The organism is Roseateles sp. P2_H4 (assembly GCF_056403315.1).
Genome location: NZ_JBFUFR010000010.1, coordinates 66,718 through 82,754 on the forward strand (window position 1 = coordinate 66,718; position 16,037 = coordinate 82,754).

The 16,037-nt window shown below is 68.9% G+C and carries 15 protein-coding genes; 5 read left to right on the top strand and 10 right to left on the bottom strand.

What is annotated here, in order from left to right:
• Positions 1 to 10 precede the first annotated feature (10 nt).
• Positions 11 to 1,060 (bottom strand): tRNA dihydrouridine synthase DusB, encoded by a 1,050-nt coding sequence (gene dusB / locus AC1DW3_RS09905; protein WP_477930944.1) that lies wholly within the window; start codon positions 1,058 to 1,060, stop codon positions 11 to 13.
• 62 nt (positions 1,061 to 1,122) lie between these two features.
• Between dusB and AC1DW3_RS09910 the strand changes: the two genes are divergently transcribed.
• Together AC1DW3_RS09910 and AC1DW3_RS09915 are read left to right on the top strand one after the other, a co-directional pair.
• The gene (locus tag AC1DW3_RS09910) at positions 1,123 to 1,620 is read left to right on the top strand and encodes a YqaA family protein (RefSeq protein ID WP_477930946.1); all 498 of its coding nucleotides are present in this window, start codon (positions 1,123 to 1,125) and stop codon (positions 1,618 to 1,620) included.
• A 171-nt stretch (positions 1,621 to 1,791) separates the two neighbouring features.
• A complete protein-coding gene (locus tag AC1DW3_RS09915) occupies positions 1,792 to 3,279 on the top strand; it encodes a carboxypeptidase M32 (protein ID WP_477930947.1) in 1,488 nt (495 codons plus the stop codon).
• Between the two features lie 273 nt (positions 3,280 to 3,552).
• Here AC1DW3_RS09915 and AC1DW3_RS09920 read toward each other — a convergent pair whose 3' ends face one another.
• The 4 genes from AC1DW3_RS09920 to AC1DW3_RS09935 all read right to left on the bottom strand — a co-directional run bounded on the left by AC1DW3_RS09920 (position 3,553) and on the right by AC1DW3_RS09935 (position 7,322).
• Positions 3,553 to 3,738, bottom strand: a complete 186-nt coding sequence (locus tag AC1DW3_RS09920; RefSeq protein ID WP_477930949.1) for a hypothetical protein — start codon at positions 3,736 to 3,738, stop codon at positions 3,553 to 3,555.
• A 10-nt stretch (positions 3,739 to 3,748) separates the two neighbouring features.
• Positions 3,749 to 4,684, bottom strand: a complete 936-nt coding sequence (gene lpxC / locus AC1DW3_RS09925; protein ID WP_477930951.1) for a UDP-3-O-acyl-N-acetylglucosamine deacetylase — start codon at positions 4,682 to 4,684, stop codon at positions 3,749 to 3,751.
• 17 nt (positions 4,685 to 4,701) lie between these two features.
• Entirely contained in the window at positions 4,702 to 6,663 is a 1,962-nt protein-coding gene (locus AC1DW3_RS09930) for a sensor histidine kinase (protein ID WP_477930952.1), read from the bottom strand.
• Between the two features lie 98 nt (positions 6,664 to 6,761).
• Positions 6,762 to 7,322 (bottom strand): TetR/AcrR family transcriptional regulator, encoded by a 561-nt coding sequence (locus tag AC1DW3_RS09935; RefSeq protein ID WP_477930953.1) that lies wholly within the window; start codon positions 7,320 to 7,322, stop codon positions 6,762 to 6,764.
• 112 nt (positions 7,323 to 7,434) lie between these two features.
• Here AC1DW3_RS09935 and AC1DW3_RS09940 point away from each other — a divergent pair, with 112 nt between their 5' ends.
• Genes AC1DW3_RS09940 through AC1DW3_RS09950 form a run of 3 tightly spaced genes read left to right on the top strand, consistent with a single transcriptional unit; the run spans position 7,435 to position 10,154 of the window.
• On the top strand, positions 7,435 to 8,130 hold the full coding sequence (locus AC1DW3_RS09940) for an SDR family oxidoreductase (protein ID WP_477930955.1): 696 nt from the start codon (positions 7,435 to 7,437) through the stop codon (positions 8,128 to 8,130).
• An 18-nt stretch (positions 8,131 to 8,148) separates the two neighbouring features.
• Positions 8,149 to 8,973 (top strand): alpha/beta hydrolase, encoded by an 825-nt coding sequence (locus AC1DW3_RS09945; protein WP_477930957.1) that lies wholly within the window; start codon positions 8,149 to 8,151, stop codon positions 8,971 to 8,973.
• Complete coding sequence (locus AC1DW3_RS09950; RefSeq protein WP_477930959.1) at positions 8,970 to 10,154, top strand: Bcr/CflA family efflux MFS transporter; 1,185 nt, start codon at positions 8,970 to 8,972, stop codon at positions 10,152 to 10,154. Before AC1DW3_RS09945 ends, AC1DW3_RS09950 begins: the two co-directional genes overlap by 4 nt.
• 55 nt (positions 10,155 to 10,209) lie before the next feature.
• Here the strand turns inward: AC1DW3_RS09950 and ftsZ are convergent, their stop codons facing one another.
• The 5 genes from ftsZ to murC form a co-directional block, all read right to left on the bottom strand.
• On the bottom strand, positions 10,210 to 11,445 hold the full coding sequence (gene ftsZ / locus AC1DW3_RS09955; protein ID WP_477930961.1) for a cell division protein FtsZ: 1,236 nt from the start codon (positions 11,443 to 11,445) through the stop codon (positions 10,210 to 10,212).
• Between the two features lie 94 nt (positions 11,446 to 11,539).
• Positions 11,540 to 12,769: a cell division protein FtsA gene (gene ftsA / locus AC1DW3_RS09960; RefSeq protein ID WP_057296799.1), complete on the bottom strand. Its 1,230-nt coding sequence runs from the start codon at positions 12,767 to 12,769 to the stop codon at positions 11,540 to 11,542.
• 8 nt (positions 12,770 to 12,777) lie between these two features.
• Positions 12,778 to 13,605: a cell division protein FtsQ/DivIB gene (locus tag AC1DW3_RS09965; RefSeq protein ID WP_477930963.1), complete on the bottom strand. Its 828-nt coding sequence runs from the start codon at positions 13,603 to 13,605 to the stop codon at positions 12,778 to 12,780.
• The gene (locus tag AC1DW3_RS09970; protein WP_477930965.1) at positions 13,602 to 14,573 is read right to left on the bottom strand and encodes a D-alanine--D-alanine ligase; all 972 of its coding nucleotides are present in this window, start codon (positions 14,571 to 14,573) and stop codon (positions 13,602 to 13,604) included. Before AC1DW3_RS09970 ends, AC1DW3_RS09965 begins: the two co-directional genes overlap by 4 nt.
• Positions 14,570 to 15,958 (bottom strand): UDP-N-acetylmuramate--L-alanine ligase, encoded by a 1,389-nt coding sequence (gene murC / locus AC1DW3_RS09975; RefSeq protein ID WP_477930967.1) that lies wholly within the window; start codon positions 15,956 to 15,958, stop codon positions 14,570 to 14,572. The genes AC1DW3_RS09970 and murC overlap by 4 nt, the downstream gene beginning before the upstream one ends.
• Positions 15,959 to 16,037: the final 79 nt, after the last annotated feature.

Below are 16,037 nucleotides of genomic sequence, written 5' to 3' on the forward strand. Positions count from 1 at the left end.
ATGGGTTTCGTCAGGCGGCGCAGGCTTCTTGGGCCTCGGCATCGTCGTCGTTGGCGGCCGCAGCAGGCGGCAGCCGGTCGTGGGTCTGGCCGAGTTCATCGAACCAGTCCCGCAGAGCCTGCAACTGCAGGTCGCAGCTCTGAAGTGTGTTCATGTGCTGGCGGAAGGCTTCACCGCCGGGCAGGCCGCGTACGGCCCAGCCGATGTGCTTGCGCGCGCTGCGCATGCCGCTCAGTTCGCCGTACAGGGCATAGTGGTCGTGCAGATGCTCGGTGAACCAGTCGCGCGCCTCGCCGACGGTCGGCGCCTCTAGGTGTTCGCCCGTCGCCAGAAAATGGGCCACCTCGCGAAAGATCCACGGGCGACCCTGGGCGGCGCGGCCGATCATCAAGGCGTCGGCGCCCGTGTAGGCCAGCACGTCGCGCGCCTTCTCGGGCGAGTCGATGTCGCCGTTGGCGACGACGGGGATGGTCAACGCTGTCTTCACCGCCGCAATCGTGTCGTATTCGGCCAGGCCCTTGTAGCCCTGCTCGCGCGTGCGGCCGTGGATGGTCAGCATCGCGATACCCGCGGATTCGAACAACCGCGCCAGGTGCAGCGCATTGCGCTCGTCCTCGCTCCAGCCGGTGCGCATCTTCAGCGTGACGGGCACGCCGCGTGGTGAACACACGGCAACGACGGCCTCGACAATCTCCAGCGCCAGCGCCTCGTTGCGCATCAGCGCCGAGCCGGCCCATTTGTTGCAGACCTTCTTGGCCGGGCAGCCCATGTTGATGTCGATGATCTGCGCGCCGCGGTCGATGTTGTGCAGGGCCGCCTCGGCCAGCATGGCCGCGTCGGTGCCGGCGATCTGCACGGCGATCGGCCCGGGCTCGCCGCTGTGGTCGGCGCGGCGCGAAGTCTTGAGGCTGTTCCACAGCTCCTTGCGCGACGTCACCATCTCGCTGACCGCGTAGCCCGCGCCCAGGCGCCGGCAGAGCTGGCGGAAGGGCCGGTCCGTCACCCCTGCCATCGGCGCCACGAAGAGCCGGTTGGGGAGAAGGTGGGGGCCGATTTGCACGAGAGGTCTGCTTAAAAAAGAGGCGAGATTGTAGCCATCCGGCCGCACCGACAATGACCACCATGGAAGCCTGGCTCGGTCATTTCATCAGCGAACTGCTCGCCGCCCTCGCCCTGCCCCAGATCGGGCTGGTGGCGGTCTTCGTCATTGCTTTCGTCTCGGCGACCCTGCTGCCCCTAGGCTCGGAGCCGGCCGTCTTCCTCGTCGTCAAAGCCGATCCCAGCATGTTCTGGCCCGTCATCGCCGTCGCCACCATCGGCAACACGCTGGGCGGCGCGGTGTCGTGGTGGATGGGTTATGGCGTCGAGAAGGCGGTCGAGGCCGTCAAGCACCACGAGCCTTCGCATTCGCGCGCGATGCGTTGGCTGCAGCATTTCGGCCCCAAGGCCTGCCTGCTGAGCTGGCTGCCCGTCGTGGGCGACCCGCTCTGCGCCGTCGCGGGTTGGCTCAAGCTGCCGTTCTGGCCCTGCCTGGGCTGGATGGCGCTGGGCAAGTTCCTGCGCTTCCTCTTCTATACCGCCGCCTTGTTGTGGCTCGTTCCGGAATCCTGGCTGTCGTGACGACGCCCCTCGCCCAGTCCCGTACCGCTGAACGCGGGCGGGCCCGGTCGGTCCCCCGCGGGGACGGCGATGCTCGTGGCATCGAGCCCCGAGCACATCGCCAGCGCGGTCCGGCTAGGGAGCGGCCCGGCGCTCGGCCCGCAAACTCAAACTCAACACATCGAGACTGACATGACCTCTGCCTACCAAGACCTCGCCGCGCGCCAGCAGCGCCTGCACCACCTCGGCCATTTGCAGGCCATCGCCCAATGGGACCAGGCGGCCAATATGCCGGCCAAGGGCAACGAGGCGCGCAGCCTGGCCCTGGCCGAGATGGACGGACTGCTGCACCAGTTGGCCACCGACCCGGCCCTTCCCGGCCTGCTGGAGGCCGCCGGCGCCGAGCCGCTGGACGAGGGCCAGCGCGCCAATCTGCGCGAGATCCGCCGCGTCTGGCGCGCCGCCAACGCGTTGCCGCAGGCCCTGGTGGAGGCCAAGAGCCTGGCCAACAACCGCTGCGAGCACGCCTGGCGCAGCCAGCGCCCGGCCAACGACTGGGCCGGCTTTGTGCCCAATCTGCGCGAGGTGCTGAAGATCGCGCGCCAGGAGGCGGAGCTGCTGTCGCAGAGCGCGGGGCTGTCCAAGTACGACGCACTGCTGGACAACTACGAGCCGGGCATGCGCAGCGCCGACGTGGAGGCCGCCTTCGCCCCGCTGCGCGGCTGGCTGCCGGGGCTGATCCGCGACGTGACCGCCAGGCAGGCGAGTGAGGCCGTCATCTCGCCCGTCGGCCCCTTCCCCACGGCAGCCCAGAAGGCGCTGGGGCTGGACGCGATGAAGCTGATGGGCTTTGACTTCGCGGCCGGCCGCCTGGACGAAAGCACCCACCCCTTCTGCGGCGGCGTGCCCGAGGACGTGCGCATGACGACGCGCTACCGCGAGGACGACTTCCTGCCCAGCCTGATGGGCACCATCCACGAGACCGGCCACGGCCGCTACGAGCAGAACCTGCCGCGCGACCTGCTGGGCCAGCCGGTCGGCCGGGCGCGCTCCATGGGCATCCACGAGAGCCAGAGCCTGTCCTTCGAGATGCAGCTGGGCAGCCACCCGGCCTTCGCGGGCCTGCTGGCGCCGCTGCTGGTCAAGCATTTCGGCGACCAGCCCGCTTTCGAGGCCGGCAATCTGCACAAGCTGCTGACGCGCGTGAAGCCCGGCTACATCCGCGTCGATGCCGACGAGGTGACCTACCCCGCCCACATCCTGCTGCGCTTCGACATCGAGCGCGCCCTCATCGAGGGCCAGGCCGAGGTCGACGACATCCCGGCCCTGTGGGACGCCAGGATGGCCGAGCTGCTCGGCCTGGATACCCGCGGCAACTTCAAGGACGGGCCGATGCAGGACGTGCACTGGCCCGCCGGCCTGTTCGGCTACTTCCCCTGCTACACGCTGGGCGCGATGTATTCGGCGCAATGGTTCGCGGCAATGCGGGCGCTGCGGCCCGACCTCGACGCGCAGATTGCCCGCGGCGAGCTGGGCCCGGTGTTCGACTGGCTGTCCACCCATGTCTGGCAGGCCGCCAGCCGCTTCGAGACGCCCGAACTGGTGCGCCGCGCCAGCGGCGAGACGCTGAACCCGGCTCACTTTGAAGCCCATCTGCGCGGTCGCTATCTGGGCGCCTGATCGACAGCTTGCCGACAGCTTGAGCTGTGGCGTGCAAACAAAAAAAGGGCCACCCCGGTAGGAGCGGCCCAATGTTTCAACAACGATTTCTCTCTTTCAATCCACTGCGTTTCCCCGGCCCCCCGGCCATCTCCACGCGTGGCGCCCGGGTTAATGACCTCCCGGACTGGGCCGCCGCAACTCGAACAGCGACCTTGATTGCATTCTGAGCACATGGCGCCGGGCTGGCATCCCCGCAAGCCCAGGGGTGCCAGCGCCGAGCCGTGATGCGCGTCACAGCAGCAGGGCCAATCGCTCCAGGATCAGCACGCCGAAGAAGGCCAGGCCGGCCACCAGCGTCCATTTGATGATGACCAGGCCCAGGCGCCGCCAGCGTGCCTGGCCCGTCGCGATGGACCAGGCGAAGCAGACGACCGCCGCGAACAGCAGCAAGCCGACGACGAGGCGGGCGATCAGCATGAGCGAGCGCTCACCAAGCCGGGGCGAGTTCGGCGAAGCCCTTGGGCGCGGCACGCTCGTCGTCGAAGCTGACGACTTCGTAGGCGGACTCGTCGGCCAGCAGCGCGCGCAGCAGCTTGTTGTTCAGCGCGTGGCCGCCCTTGAAGGAGGTATATGCCGCCAGCAGCGGCATGCCGGCCACCTGCATGTCGCCGATGGCGTCGAGGATCTTGTGCTTGACGAACTCGTCGTCATAGCGGAGCCCGTCGGCGTTCAGCACCTTGTAGTCGTCGACGACGATGGCGTTGTCCATCGAGCCGCCCAGCGTCAGGCCGCGCGAGCGCATCAGGTCGATGTCGGCCGTCATGCCGAAGGTGCGGGCGCGGGCAATTTCCTTCTTGTAGGTGCCGGAGCCCATGTCGAAGACGAAGCTGCTGCCGGTGGCCGCCACGGCCGGGTTGTCGAACTCGATCTCGAAGCTCAGCGTGTAGCCGTGGTGGGGCTCGAGCCGGGCCCACATCAGCTTCTTGCCCTCGCCCTGGCGCACCTCGACGGACTTCTTCACGCGCAGGAAGCGCTTGGGCGCGTCCTGCATGACGATGCCGGCCGACTGCAGCAGGAAGACGAAGGCGGCGGCCGAACCGTCGAGCACGGGCACCTCGTCGGCATTGATGTCGATGATGAGGTTGTCCAGCCCCAGGCCGGCGCAGGCCGACAGCAGGTGCTCGATGGTCTGCACCTTGGGGCCGCCCGGGTCGCCGCCGGGGCTGATGGTGGTGGCCATGCGCGTGTCGCTGACCGACATGACGCCGACCGGGATGTCGACCGGCGGGCAGAGATCGACGCGGCGGAAGACGATGCCGGTGTCGACCGGCGCGGGACGCAATGTCAGCTCGACCTTCTGGCCGCTGTGGATGCCGACGCCGACGGCGCGTGTGATCGACTTCAGGGTGCGTTGCTTGACCATCCCTGGATTGTCCCGGATCAGGGCTCGCCCTTGCGCTCCACGGGCAATCTGAGCGACAGCCGCGTGCCCATGCCAGGTTGCGAGTCGATGCGCAGCTTGCCGCCCAGGCGCTGGGCGCGCTTGATCTGGCTCTTCAGGCCGCGGCCGTGCTGGATGCTCTGCAGGTCGAAGCCGGCGCCATCGTCCTCGACGCGGATCTCGACATAGCTGCCATGGTGGCGCGTGACCATGCGCACGCGGCTGGCCTGGGCGTGCTTGAGCACATTGTTCAGCGCCTCCTGCATCAGGCGCAGCACATGCAGCGCATCGGGCGGCTCCAGCCAGGCCAGCGGCGGCAGGTCCTGCACGTCCCAGTCCAGCTTGAGGCCGCCGATCTGCAGCCGCTTGCCCAGGCGGTAGCGCATGGTGGCCAGCAGCGAGACGAGGTCGTGGCCGACGGGTTCCAGCGAGTCGATGACGAGGCGCAGGTCGTCCACGCACTCGCGCAGCACCTCCACGCACTGCTCGTGCGACATGCTGCCCTGCTCCATGGCCACCAGGGCCGACAGCAGCGACGAGCCGAGACCGTCGTGCATGTCGGCCATGATGCGCTGGCGCTCCAGCAGCAGGGCCTGCTGACGCTCGGCCTCGCGCAACTGGACGTTCTGCGCCTGCAGCACCGAGACCTGCTCGTCCAGGTCTTCCTGCAGCTGGCTGTTCTCGGCCTGCACCTGCTCGACGGCGCCCACATAGCGGCGCTGCACCGCATGCAGGAAGCTGAGCATGACGGCCAGCGTCGCGAACGGCATCAGGAAGAAGTGCTCGGGCCAGGCCCAGCCGGCCAGCACGGCGAGGTCGTGGCCACCGATGACGACGCCGACGACCAGCGCCACCGCCATGATGCGCAGCTCGGCGCGGCGCTCGCGCCAGGCGAGGAAGGCCACCCAGGCCGTGCCGATGGCAGCGACGCCGGCCGTCACCGTGTACTGCATGACGACCATGTCGAGCTGGCGCAGCCACAGCGGCATGCTGAGCAGGCTGACCAGCGCCACGCTGGCGGTCAGGGCCCACTCCAGCCAGGGCGTGCGCCGGCTCGCGAAGCGCAGCGCAAACAGCAAGGCCGTCAGCATCACCCAGCCCATGGACGCGTGCGTGGCCCACCAGAACCAGTCCTGCCCTGCCGGTGAGGCCGGCAGGCTGACGTAGTAGTGCAGATTGCGCACCATCCAGGCCGCCGCGCCGAGGGCGAAGAGGCCGTAGATCGCCTCGGGACGGCGCAGCCACAGCGTCAACGCGAACAGACCGAGGACCGCCAGCGTCAGGCTGACGGCCTGGGGCAGGCCGGTCTGGGCGCGCACCCGCCACAGCCAGCGCTTCTCCAGCTGCTCGCGCGGGGCGATCCAGATGCGCGACACCGCGTGATAGCTGCCCGCAGGCACCGGCAGCGCAACCACCAGGTCCAGCCCCTGGGCGCCAATGCCCGGCAGGGGCAGCCACAGGGGCTGCACCCATTGCTCGCGCTCGGCATGCTGGTTGTCCAGCAGCACCTGCCAACCCTTGTCGGTACGGGCCAGCACGGCGGCGGACAGCGTCACCAGTCGCGGCATGTACAGGGCCATGGCCTCGTCGCGGTCGGCCGGCACATGCAGCCGGTACCAGCGCATCTCATAGCCGCGCGTATCGCTGACCATCGTCGCGCCGGGGCGGGACAGCACATCGGGCATGGCCACGGGCTTCCAGGCCGCGCCATCTTCCGGCGGCAGCAACTCGGGCGGCAGCTCGAGGCGATCACCGCCCGCCACCGTGTGGCGGCGCAGCGCCGCCCACCAGGCGTCGAGCTGCTCACGCGTCCAGGCGGTGGTGGCGAGCTCGGTCGGGGCGGCACCGTCGTCGGCCACGCGCGCGCTGGGCTGGGGTAAGCGCTGCGCCTGCAGAGGCAGGYAGGCCAGCAGGGCCAGCAGCAGCAGGCCACGGCGCAGCATCGGGCCCAGCTCAAGCATCCCGATTTCTTCTAGGCGTTGACATGGGGCGCGAGCATGCCACAGGGGTCGGCGCCGGCTCAATGTCGCGGCGCCGCCTGGCGGCGCTCGGCAACCGTTCAGCCGCCGGCGGGCAGACTCTTGCGCGCGGCCTCGCGCAGCTCGCGTGACAACGCTGCATCCCCCACGGCGCGCGACAACAGCAACGCCCCCACCAGCGTGGACAGCATGGCCAGCGCCTGCTCGCGCTTCTCGGGAGCCTGGTCGGCGGGCATCTGCGTCTGCAGCGTGGCCACCAGGTTGGCGACGCCTTCGGCAAACACCTGCTGAACGGCCGGCCCGCCGCGCGCCGCGTCTCCAGCCAGCGCCACCAGGCCGCAGCCCGCGCCGATGTGGTCGCGGTGGGCGTCCGACAGATAGGTCTTGACCCAGGCCTGCAGGCTGCGGTCGGCCTGCTTCTTCCACTGCTCACGGTTGGCCTGCAGCGCGCGCCGCGTGGCCTGGGCGGCCAGGTCGTCCTTGGATTCGAAGTGGCCGTAGAAGCCGCCGCGCGTGAGGCCGGCGGACTGCATCAGGTCGTTCAGGCCGATGCCGTCGAAGCCTCGCTCGCGGAACAGCTGCGCGGCGTTGTCGAGGATGCGTTCACGGTTCTCTTCGGCCTGGGCGCGGGTGACCTTCATCGCTCTCTCCTGGGGGCATTCGGTGAACGGGCTTGACGAAGTTTACATGTTGACCGACATTTATACCAATCATGTCGGTCGACATGAATAAACGCATCGAGAAGGAATCGCCATGCAGCTCAAGAACGCCGTCGTCTTCATCACCGGCGCCAACCGCGGCCTGGGTCGCGCCTTTGCCGAAGCCGCGCTGGCCGCCGGCGCCGCCAAGGTCTATGCCGCCGCGCGTGACCCGGCCTCGATGGCCCTGCCCGGCGTCGTGCCGATTGCACTGGATGTGACCGACCCAGCCCAGGTGGCCGCCGCGGCCGCGCAATGCACCGACGTGACGCTGCTGATCAACAACGCTGGCATCTCACAGGGCGCCGGCGTGCTCGCCGATGACGCCATCGCCACCGCGCGCCGGCATCTGGACACCAACTTCTTCGGCGTCTGGGCCCTGACCCAGGCCTTCGCCCCGGTGCTGCAAGCCAATGGCGGCGGTGCGGTGCTGAATGTGCTGTCCGTGCTGAGCTGGGTGACCCTGCCCGGCCTGACGCCCTACAGCGCCAGCAAGGCCGCCGCCTGGGCCCTGAGCAACGGCCTGCGCAGCGAGCTCAAGGCCCAGGGTACGCAGCTGACCAGCCTGCACGTCGGCTATATGGACACCGACATGACGCGCGGCGTGGAAGGCCCCAAGTCCTCACCCGCCGACGTCGCCCGCCTGGCCCTGGCCGAACTGGAAGCCGGCGCCTTCGAGGTGCTGGCCGACGACATCAGCCGCCAGGTCAAGCAGAGCCTGTCCACCGCCACACCGGCCTACGCCGGCTGAAGCCCCGAGGAGACCGCCATGCTCGCCTCCCCCGCCCTGGCTGCGCCGTTTGCAGCGCATGACGACGGCCATCTCGCCGCAGCCCGCCACGCCTTCTCGGCACCCGAGCGTGTGCCGCTGACGGCCGAGGAGCGCGGCGCGCTGGCCGGCCATGCCGAGCCGCCCTTGCGCCACGAAGGCCACAAGCTCGCGCGCTGGACGCTGGGCGCCGGCCCGCGCATCGTGCTCGTGCATGGCTGGAACAGCCGCGGCGCCCACCTGCTGGGCTTTGCCCGCGCGCTGGTCGATGCCGGCTTCTCGGTGACGCTCTTCGACCTGCCCGCCCATGGCGACTCGACCGGCCATGCCGCCAGCGTCGTCCATGCGGGCCGCGCGCTGCGCGCCGTGGTGTCCGACATCGCCGAACCGGTGCATGGCGTCATCGGCCATTCGATGGGCTCGGCCGCGGCGCTGCTCGCCTTCGCGCACGGCTGGCGAGTCCGGCGCAGCGTGCATCTGGCCGGTCCGTCCTCGCTGACGCCCATGATCAAGGGCCTGGCCGCCGCCCAAGGCCTGGGCCCCGCGGATGCCGCTGCTTTCGCGGGCTGGGTGGAGCGCTTCATCGGCACGCGCATCACCTATGTGGATCTCGAACGCCTGCAGCATGGCCTGCACCACCCCGGCCTGATCTTTCACGACCCCGAGGACCGCACCGTGCCCTTCGCCGCCTCAGAGGCCCTGCATGCGGCCTGGGCCGGCTCGCGCTTCGAGCCCGTGCGCGGCCTGGGCCATCGCCGCCTGCTGGCCGATGCCGACGTCATCGCGCGCAGCGTCGCCTTCATCGCCGAAGGGAGGGCCTCATGAGTGCCGTGCCCCTGCGTTGGCTGCTGACGCTGGCTGCCCTGTCGGCGCTGGCGACGCTGTCCACCAACATCCTGCTGCCCTCCCTGCCCGTGATGGCGTTGGCCCTCGGGTCGAGCGAGGCGGCGATGACGGCCGTGCTCAGCCTCTTCCTCGCCGTGTTCGCGCTGGCCCAGCTCATCGTCGGCCCGCTGTCGGATCGCATGGGTCGCCGGCCCGTCGTGCTGGGCGGCCTGGCCGTCTTCATCGTCGGCAGCATGGTGGGCGCGTTGGCGAACGATCTGCCGTGGCTGCTGGTCGGCCGCGCGCTGCAGGCCGTCGGTGTGGCCGCCGCCTCCGTGCTGGCGCGCGCCGCAGCACGCGACCGCTTCGAAGGGCCGCAGCTCGCGGCGCTGCTCGGGCGCATCATGGTTGTCATGGCCGCGGCGCCGGGTTTCTCGCCGCTGCTCGGCGGCCTGCTGCAGGCTGCCTGGGGTTGGCGGGCGCTGTTCGTCGCGCTGGTGCTGGCGGGGCTGGCGCTGGCGGCGGCCTATGTGGGCATCGTTGGCGAGACCCTGCCCGTCGAGAGGCGACGCCACCAGCCGGTGGGTGCGCTGGCGCGCGGCTATGTCGTGCTGCTCGGTGATGCGCGCTTCATGCGCCCGGCGCTGGCGACCGCCGCCATCCTCGGCGCGCTGTTCGCCTTCTTCGGTACCGCGCCACTGGTGCTGGCGCGCGACTTCGGCTTCAGCGCGCTGCAGGTCGGGCTGTTCTTCGCCACGTCCGTGTTCGTCGTCTTCGCGGCGGGGCAGACCGCGCCGCGCTGGGCCGCGCGTTGGGGTGGCCCCACCGTGCTGCGCATTGGCGCGGTGCTGGCAACACTCGGCGGCCTGACGATGCTCGTCGCAGGAGGCGCCGGTCTCGCGGGCTTTGCCGTCGCGGTGGCCATCTTCCTGTTCGGCATGGGTCTGGTCTCGCCCACCGGCACGGCGCTGGCGCTGACGCCGTTTGCGTCACAGGCCGGCCAGGCGTCCGCGCTGCTGGGCTTTCTGCAGATGGCCGCTGCGGCATGCCTGACGACGGCGGCCGCAAGCCTGCCGGGCGCGCGCGTGGGCGCGTTGGCGCTGGTGCTGGCCGGTGGCGGCGTACTGGCGCTGATCTCAGGCGCTGCAAGACCGGCCGCAGCGGTGGCTCGCGCGTCCTGACAAAGCAAAAGGGCGAGCCTTGCGGCTCGCCCTTTCTCAACAGAGTGACCTGTTCTCAGTCGGCTTGCTTGCGCAGGAAGGCTGGGATCTCGATCTCGTCCATGCCGTTGGACGACAAGGCCTCGACCTTGGCCGCGGCGCTGCCCGAACGGCCATGGCGCCAGACGCTGGGCACATTGGCGTTGGCGAAATCACCCAGGCCCAGGCCGACATTGGCCTGCTGCGCCGTCGGCGTGGCCATGGCCACCGCCTGCGTCAGCACGGGCATACCGTCGGTGCCGTTGCGCACCACCTGCTGGGTCTGCACGACCTGCAGCGGCGCTTGCTGGCGGGCACGGCCGGCCGTCAGGCCGGTGGCGATGACGGTCACGCGCAGCGCGTCACCCAGGCTCTCGTCGTAGGCCGTGCCGAAGATGACATGGGCTTCCTCCGACGCGTAGCGCTTGATCGCATTCATCGCGTTGCGCGACTCGCTGAGCTTGAAGTTGCTGCGGCCCGCGGCAATCAGCACCAGCACGCCACGCGCGCCGGACAGGTCGATGCCTTCCAGCAGCGGGCAGGCCACGGCGGCTTCGGCGGCCTTGGCGGCGCGGTCCGGGCCGGTGGCTTGCGCCGTGCCCATCATGGCCTTGCCGGGCTCGCTCATCACCGTCTTGACGTCTTCGAAGTCGACGTTGACGAGGCCGGGGATGTGGATGATGTCCGAAATGCCGCCAACGGCGTTCTTCAGCACGTCATTGGCATGCGCGAAGGCCTGATCCTGCGTGACGTCGTCGCCCAGCACATCGAGCAGCTTGTCGTTCAGCACGACGATCAGCGAGTCGACATTGGCTTCGAGTTCGGCCAGGCCGGCGTCGGCCGCCTTGGCGCGCCGGCCGCCTTCGAAATCGAAGGGTTTGGTGACGACGCCCACCGTCAGGATGCCCATTTCCTTGGCGACGCGGGCAATTACCGGCGCGGCGCCCGTACCGGTACCACCGCCCATACCGGCGGTGATGAACAGCATATTGGCGCCGGCGATGGATTCGCGAATGCGGTTTTCGGCTTCTTCAGCGGCCGCCCTGCCCATTTCGGGTTTCGCGCCAGCGCCGAGGCCGGAGGTGCCGAGTTGCAGCAGCTGGTCGGCCTTGGACCGATTCAGTGCCTGCGCGTCGGTATTCGCGCAGATGAATTCCACGCCCTGAACGCCCTGGGCGATCATGTGGTCGACGGCGTTGCCGCCACCACCACCGACCCCGATCACCTTGATTTGGGTGCCTTGGTCAAACTCTTCGATCATCTCGATGGGCATATCGATCTCCTAACTGCTGCAATTGTGCCGTGGCACTCAATGGATGACTAGTTGCTGAAACAAATTTTTCGTGGCCACTGTTGGTTTTGGGGGGTCAAAAATTCCCCATGAACCAATCCTTGACCCGGCCAAGCAGGGTTTGCACCGAACCGGCCTGCTGTGCGGCCTTGAAACCCCGGCTGCGCGACAGCCGCGCCTCCTCCAGCAGCCCCATGACGGTCGCCGAGCGGGGGTTGGCGACCATGTCGTAAAGGGCCCCTGAATAGGTGGGTAGGCCACGCCGGACGGGTTTCAGGAAAATGTCCTCGGCGAGTTCCACCATGCCCGGCATGACGGCCGATCCGCCGGTCAGCACGATGCCGCTGGACAGCAATTCCTCATACCCGCTCTCGCGAATGACCTGGTGCACCAGGGAAAATATTTCCTCGACGCGCGGTTCGATGACGCCGGCCAGCGCCTGCTTGGACAGCATCCTGGGGCTGCGGTCCCCCAGGCCGGGCACTTCCACCTGGTCGGACGGGTCGGCCAGCAGCTGCTTGGCGACGCCATATTCGACCTTGATTTCCTCGGCATCCTTGGTCGGGGTGCGCAGGGCCATCGCGATATCGCTGGTGATCAGGTCGCCGGCAATCGGGATGACCGCGGTATGGCGGATGGAGCCGCCAGTGAATATCGCCACATCGGTGGTGCCGGCGCCAATATCGACCAGCGCCACCCCCAGATCGCGTTCATCGGCGGTCAGGGCGGCATGGCTGGAAGCGCTTGGGTTCAAAACCAGCTGATCCACTTCCAAACCACAGCGGCGCACGCATTTGACGATGTTTTCCGCCGCGCTCTGGGCGCCGGTCACGATATGGACCTTGACCTCCAGGCGGCCGCCGCTCATGCCGATGGGTTCCTTCACCTCATGGCCGTCGATGACGAATTCCTGGGGTTCGACCAGCAACAGGCGCTGGTCGTTGGGGATATTGATGGCCTTGGCGGTTTCGACCACCCGGGTCACATCGACGGGCGTGACCTCCTTGTCGCGCACGATCACCATGCCGGTGGAGTTCTGGCCGCGGATATGGCTGCCGGTGATCCCCGTGTAAACCCGGGATATTTTGCAGTCGGCCATCATTTCGGCCTCTTTCAAGGCCTGCTGGATGGACTGGACGGTCGCGTCGATATTGACGACGACGCCGCGCTTCAGGCCATGCGACGGCGCCACGCCCAAACCGGCGATGCGCAAATCACCCCCGGGCAAAACCTCGGCCACGACGGCCATGATCTTGGCCGTCCCGATATCCAGCCCGACGACCAAATCCTTGTATTCCTTGGCCATGTCCGTCCTCAGCGTTTTCTATTTACGGGTTTACCCGGGGTGTTCGTCGTCACGCCGCGCAGCTTGACCGCGTAGCCGTCGGCGTGGCGCAGGTCGGCGGACAGCAGCGGGCTGCGGTAGGTCGCCGTGACCTGCGTGATGGATTGGGCAAAGCGGCCGAAGCGCTCGACGACATCCGTCTCGCTGCCGCGGCCCAGTTCGATGACGGCGCCGCTGCCCAGCGTCGCGCGCCAGGAGCCGCGGCCGGACAGGTCCAGGCGGTCGATGCCTTCACCGAGTTTTTCGGCGGCCGGCGACAAGGCCCGCCACATCTGCAGCATCGCGCCGGCGCTCTGGGCCGGGCCCGCGAGCACGGGCAGGGTCTCGTCCTCGACGTCGCCGAGGTTGGCCTGGAAGACCTCGCCGAAGCTGTTCACCAGCGCGCGCTCGGCCGCGGCCTCGGTGGCGGAATCGGCGCCGTCGGTGCGCGCCTCCCAGTAGGCGGCGGGGCGGTGCTCCTCGAGATTGACCTTGAGCCGCATCGGCCAGATGCGCGTCAGCTGTRCATGGCGCACCCAGGGCACGGCCTCGAAGGCGGCGCGGCCGTCCCTCAGGCTCATGCTGAGGAAGGAGCCGTGCAGCCGAGGCAAGGCATTGGCGCGCAGCGAGGCGACGCTGTTGCGGTTGACATCACCCTCGACCTGGATGGCGCGGAAATTGAACGTCGGCAGCCGAACCACCCAGCGCAGAGCCGCCCACGCAGCCGTTGCCACCAGCGCAGCCACGAGCAGCGCCGACACCGCATTCATCAGGCGGACGTCGGACGGCAGCGCGGCGGTGGCGGCGGCTGAATTCATGCGCGGTCGAGGCGGGCCTGGGCCAGCAGCCACAGGCACAGATGCGGGTAGTCCACGCCCACGGCCTGCGCGGCCTTGGGGACCAGCGAATGCGAGGTCATGCCCGGGCTGGTGTTCATCTCCAGCAGGAAGGGCTTCATGTCGGACTTGCGCAGCATCAGGTCGGCGCGGCCCCAGCCGCGGCAGCCGAGCAGGCGGTAAGCGTGCAGCACGAGGCGGCGGATTTCGGCTTCGAGCGCAGCGGGCAGCGAACCGAAGACGTACTGCGTCGTGTCGGTCTCGTACTTGTTGGCGAAGTCGTAGTTGCCGGCCTCGGCGCGGATCTCGATGACCGGCAGCGCGACGGCGCTGTCGCCTTCACCGAGCACGGCGCAGGTCAGTTCGGGGCCTTCGATGCATTGCTCGAACAGCAGCTCGTCGTCAAAACCCAGCGCCAGCTCGACCGCCCCCTGCATGTCCGAGTAGCCGGCCGCCTTGGTGATGCCGATGCTGCTGCCCTCGTGCGGCGGCTTGACGACGACGGGCAGGCCGAGCGTGTCGGGAATCGTGCGGATGCGTTCGCGCGTCAGCTCGGCGCGCGACAGGGCCAGGTACTGCGGCGTCGGCAGGCCCTCGTTGGCCCACAGCCGCTTGGTCATGGTCTTGTCCATCGCGACACCGGAGGCCGTCACGCCGGAGCCGGTGTAGGGAACGCCCAGCCATTCAAGGGCGCCCTGGATGGTGCCGTCCTCACCGCCGCGACCATGCAACGCGATGAAGGCGCGATCAAAGCCTTCGTCCTTGAGCGCTTGCAACGGGCGCTCGGCAGGGTCGAAGGCATGGGCGTCGACGCCGATGGATTGCAGCGCCGCGAGCACCCCATTGCCGCTCATCAGCGACACCGGCCTCTCGGCACTGTGACCACCGAAGAGCACGGCAACCTTGCCAAGACCCTTGGCATCGATGTTCAGATCGATCGGCGTGTTCATGCCGAAGCTCCTTGGAAATGCGCCGCGACGCGGCCCGGCAGGCTGCTCATCGAGCCCGCGCCCATGCCGATGACGACATCGCCATCGCGGGTCAAGCTGGCCAGTGCCGCCGGCATGTCCGCCACGCCGGCCACGAAGTTCGACGTGCCCACGGCCTGCGCGAGCGCCGTACCGGTCGCACCTTCGATGCGTGCTTCGCCGGCCGAATAGACCTCGGTCAGCAGCACGACGTCCGCACCCTTCATGACCCGCACGAAGTCGGCGAAGCAGTCCCGCGTGCGCGTGTAGCGGTGCGGCTGGAAGGCCAGCACCAGGCGACGGCCCGGGTAGGCACCGCGTGCGGCGGCCAGCACGGCGGCCATCTCGACCGGGTGGTGGCCGTAGTCGTCGACCAGTTCGAAGCGGCCGCCATCGCCCGCCGGCCATTCGCCATGCTTCTCGAAGCGGCGACCGACGCCGGAGAAATTCTTCAGCGCGCGCTGGATGGCCTCGTCCGGGCAGTCCAGCTCCATCGCGATGGCAATGGCCGCGAGCGCATTGCGCACGTTATGCTCGCCGGCCAGGTTGAGCAGCACGTTCAGGTCTTCGGCACCTTCGCGCTGGCAGCTGAAGCGCATCTGCGCGCCGGCCAGCGCCTGCACATCGACCGCGCGCACGCCGACACCCGCGGACAGGCCGTAGCTGACGACCGGCCGCTCGATGCGGCCGAGGATGGCCTGCACGCCGGGGTCGTCGGCGCAGACCACCGCCGCGCCGTAGAAGGGCATGCGGTGCAGGAACTCGATGAAGGCCTCGTGCAGACGCTCGACCGAGTGGCCGTAGGTGTCCATGTGGTCCTCGTCGATGTTCGTGACGACGGACAGCACCGGGCTGAGCTTCAGGAAGGAGGCATCGCTCTCGTCGGCCTCGACGACGATGAACTCGCCCTTGCCCAGGCGCGAGTTGGCGCCGGCGGCGTTGAGCTTGCCGCCGATGACGAAGGTCGGGTCCAGGCCCGCCTCGACGAGGATGGCCGTGACGAGGGAGGTCGTCGTCGTCTTGCCATGCGTGCCGGCGATGGCGATGCCGCGGCGCAGCCGCATCAACTCGGCCAGCATGACGGCGCGCGGCACGACCGGCACCTGGCGACCGCGAGCCGCCTGCACCTCGGGGTTGTCGGCCGCAACGGCCGTGCTGGTGACCAGGGCCTGCGCTTCGCCGATATTGGGCGCGGCATGGCCGATCTCGACGCGCAGGCCCAAGGCCCGCAGGCGCTCGGTCGTCGTGCTCTCGACGGCATCCGACCCGCTGACCGTGAAGCCCAGGTTGTGCAGGATCTCGGCGATGCCGCTCATGCCGGCGCCACCGATGCCCACGAAATGCAGTCGTTGAACCGCGTGCTTCATGTCAGCCCCTCGTCCAACGAGTACGTTGGCCGATCCCCCGAGGGGATACGGGCCGGCTCGGGAGCGGCCCAGCGCTCGG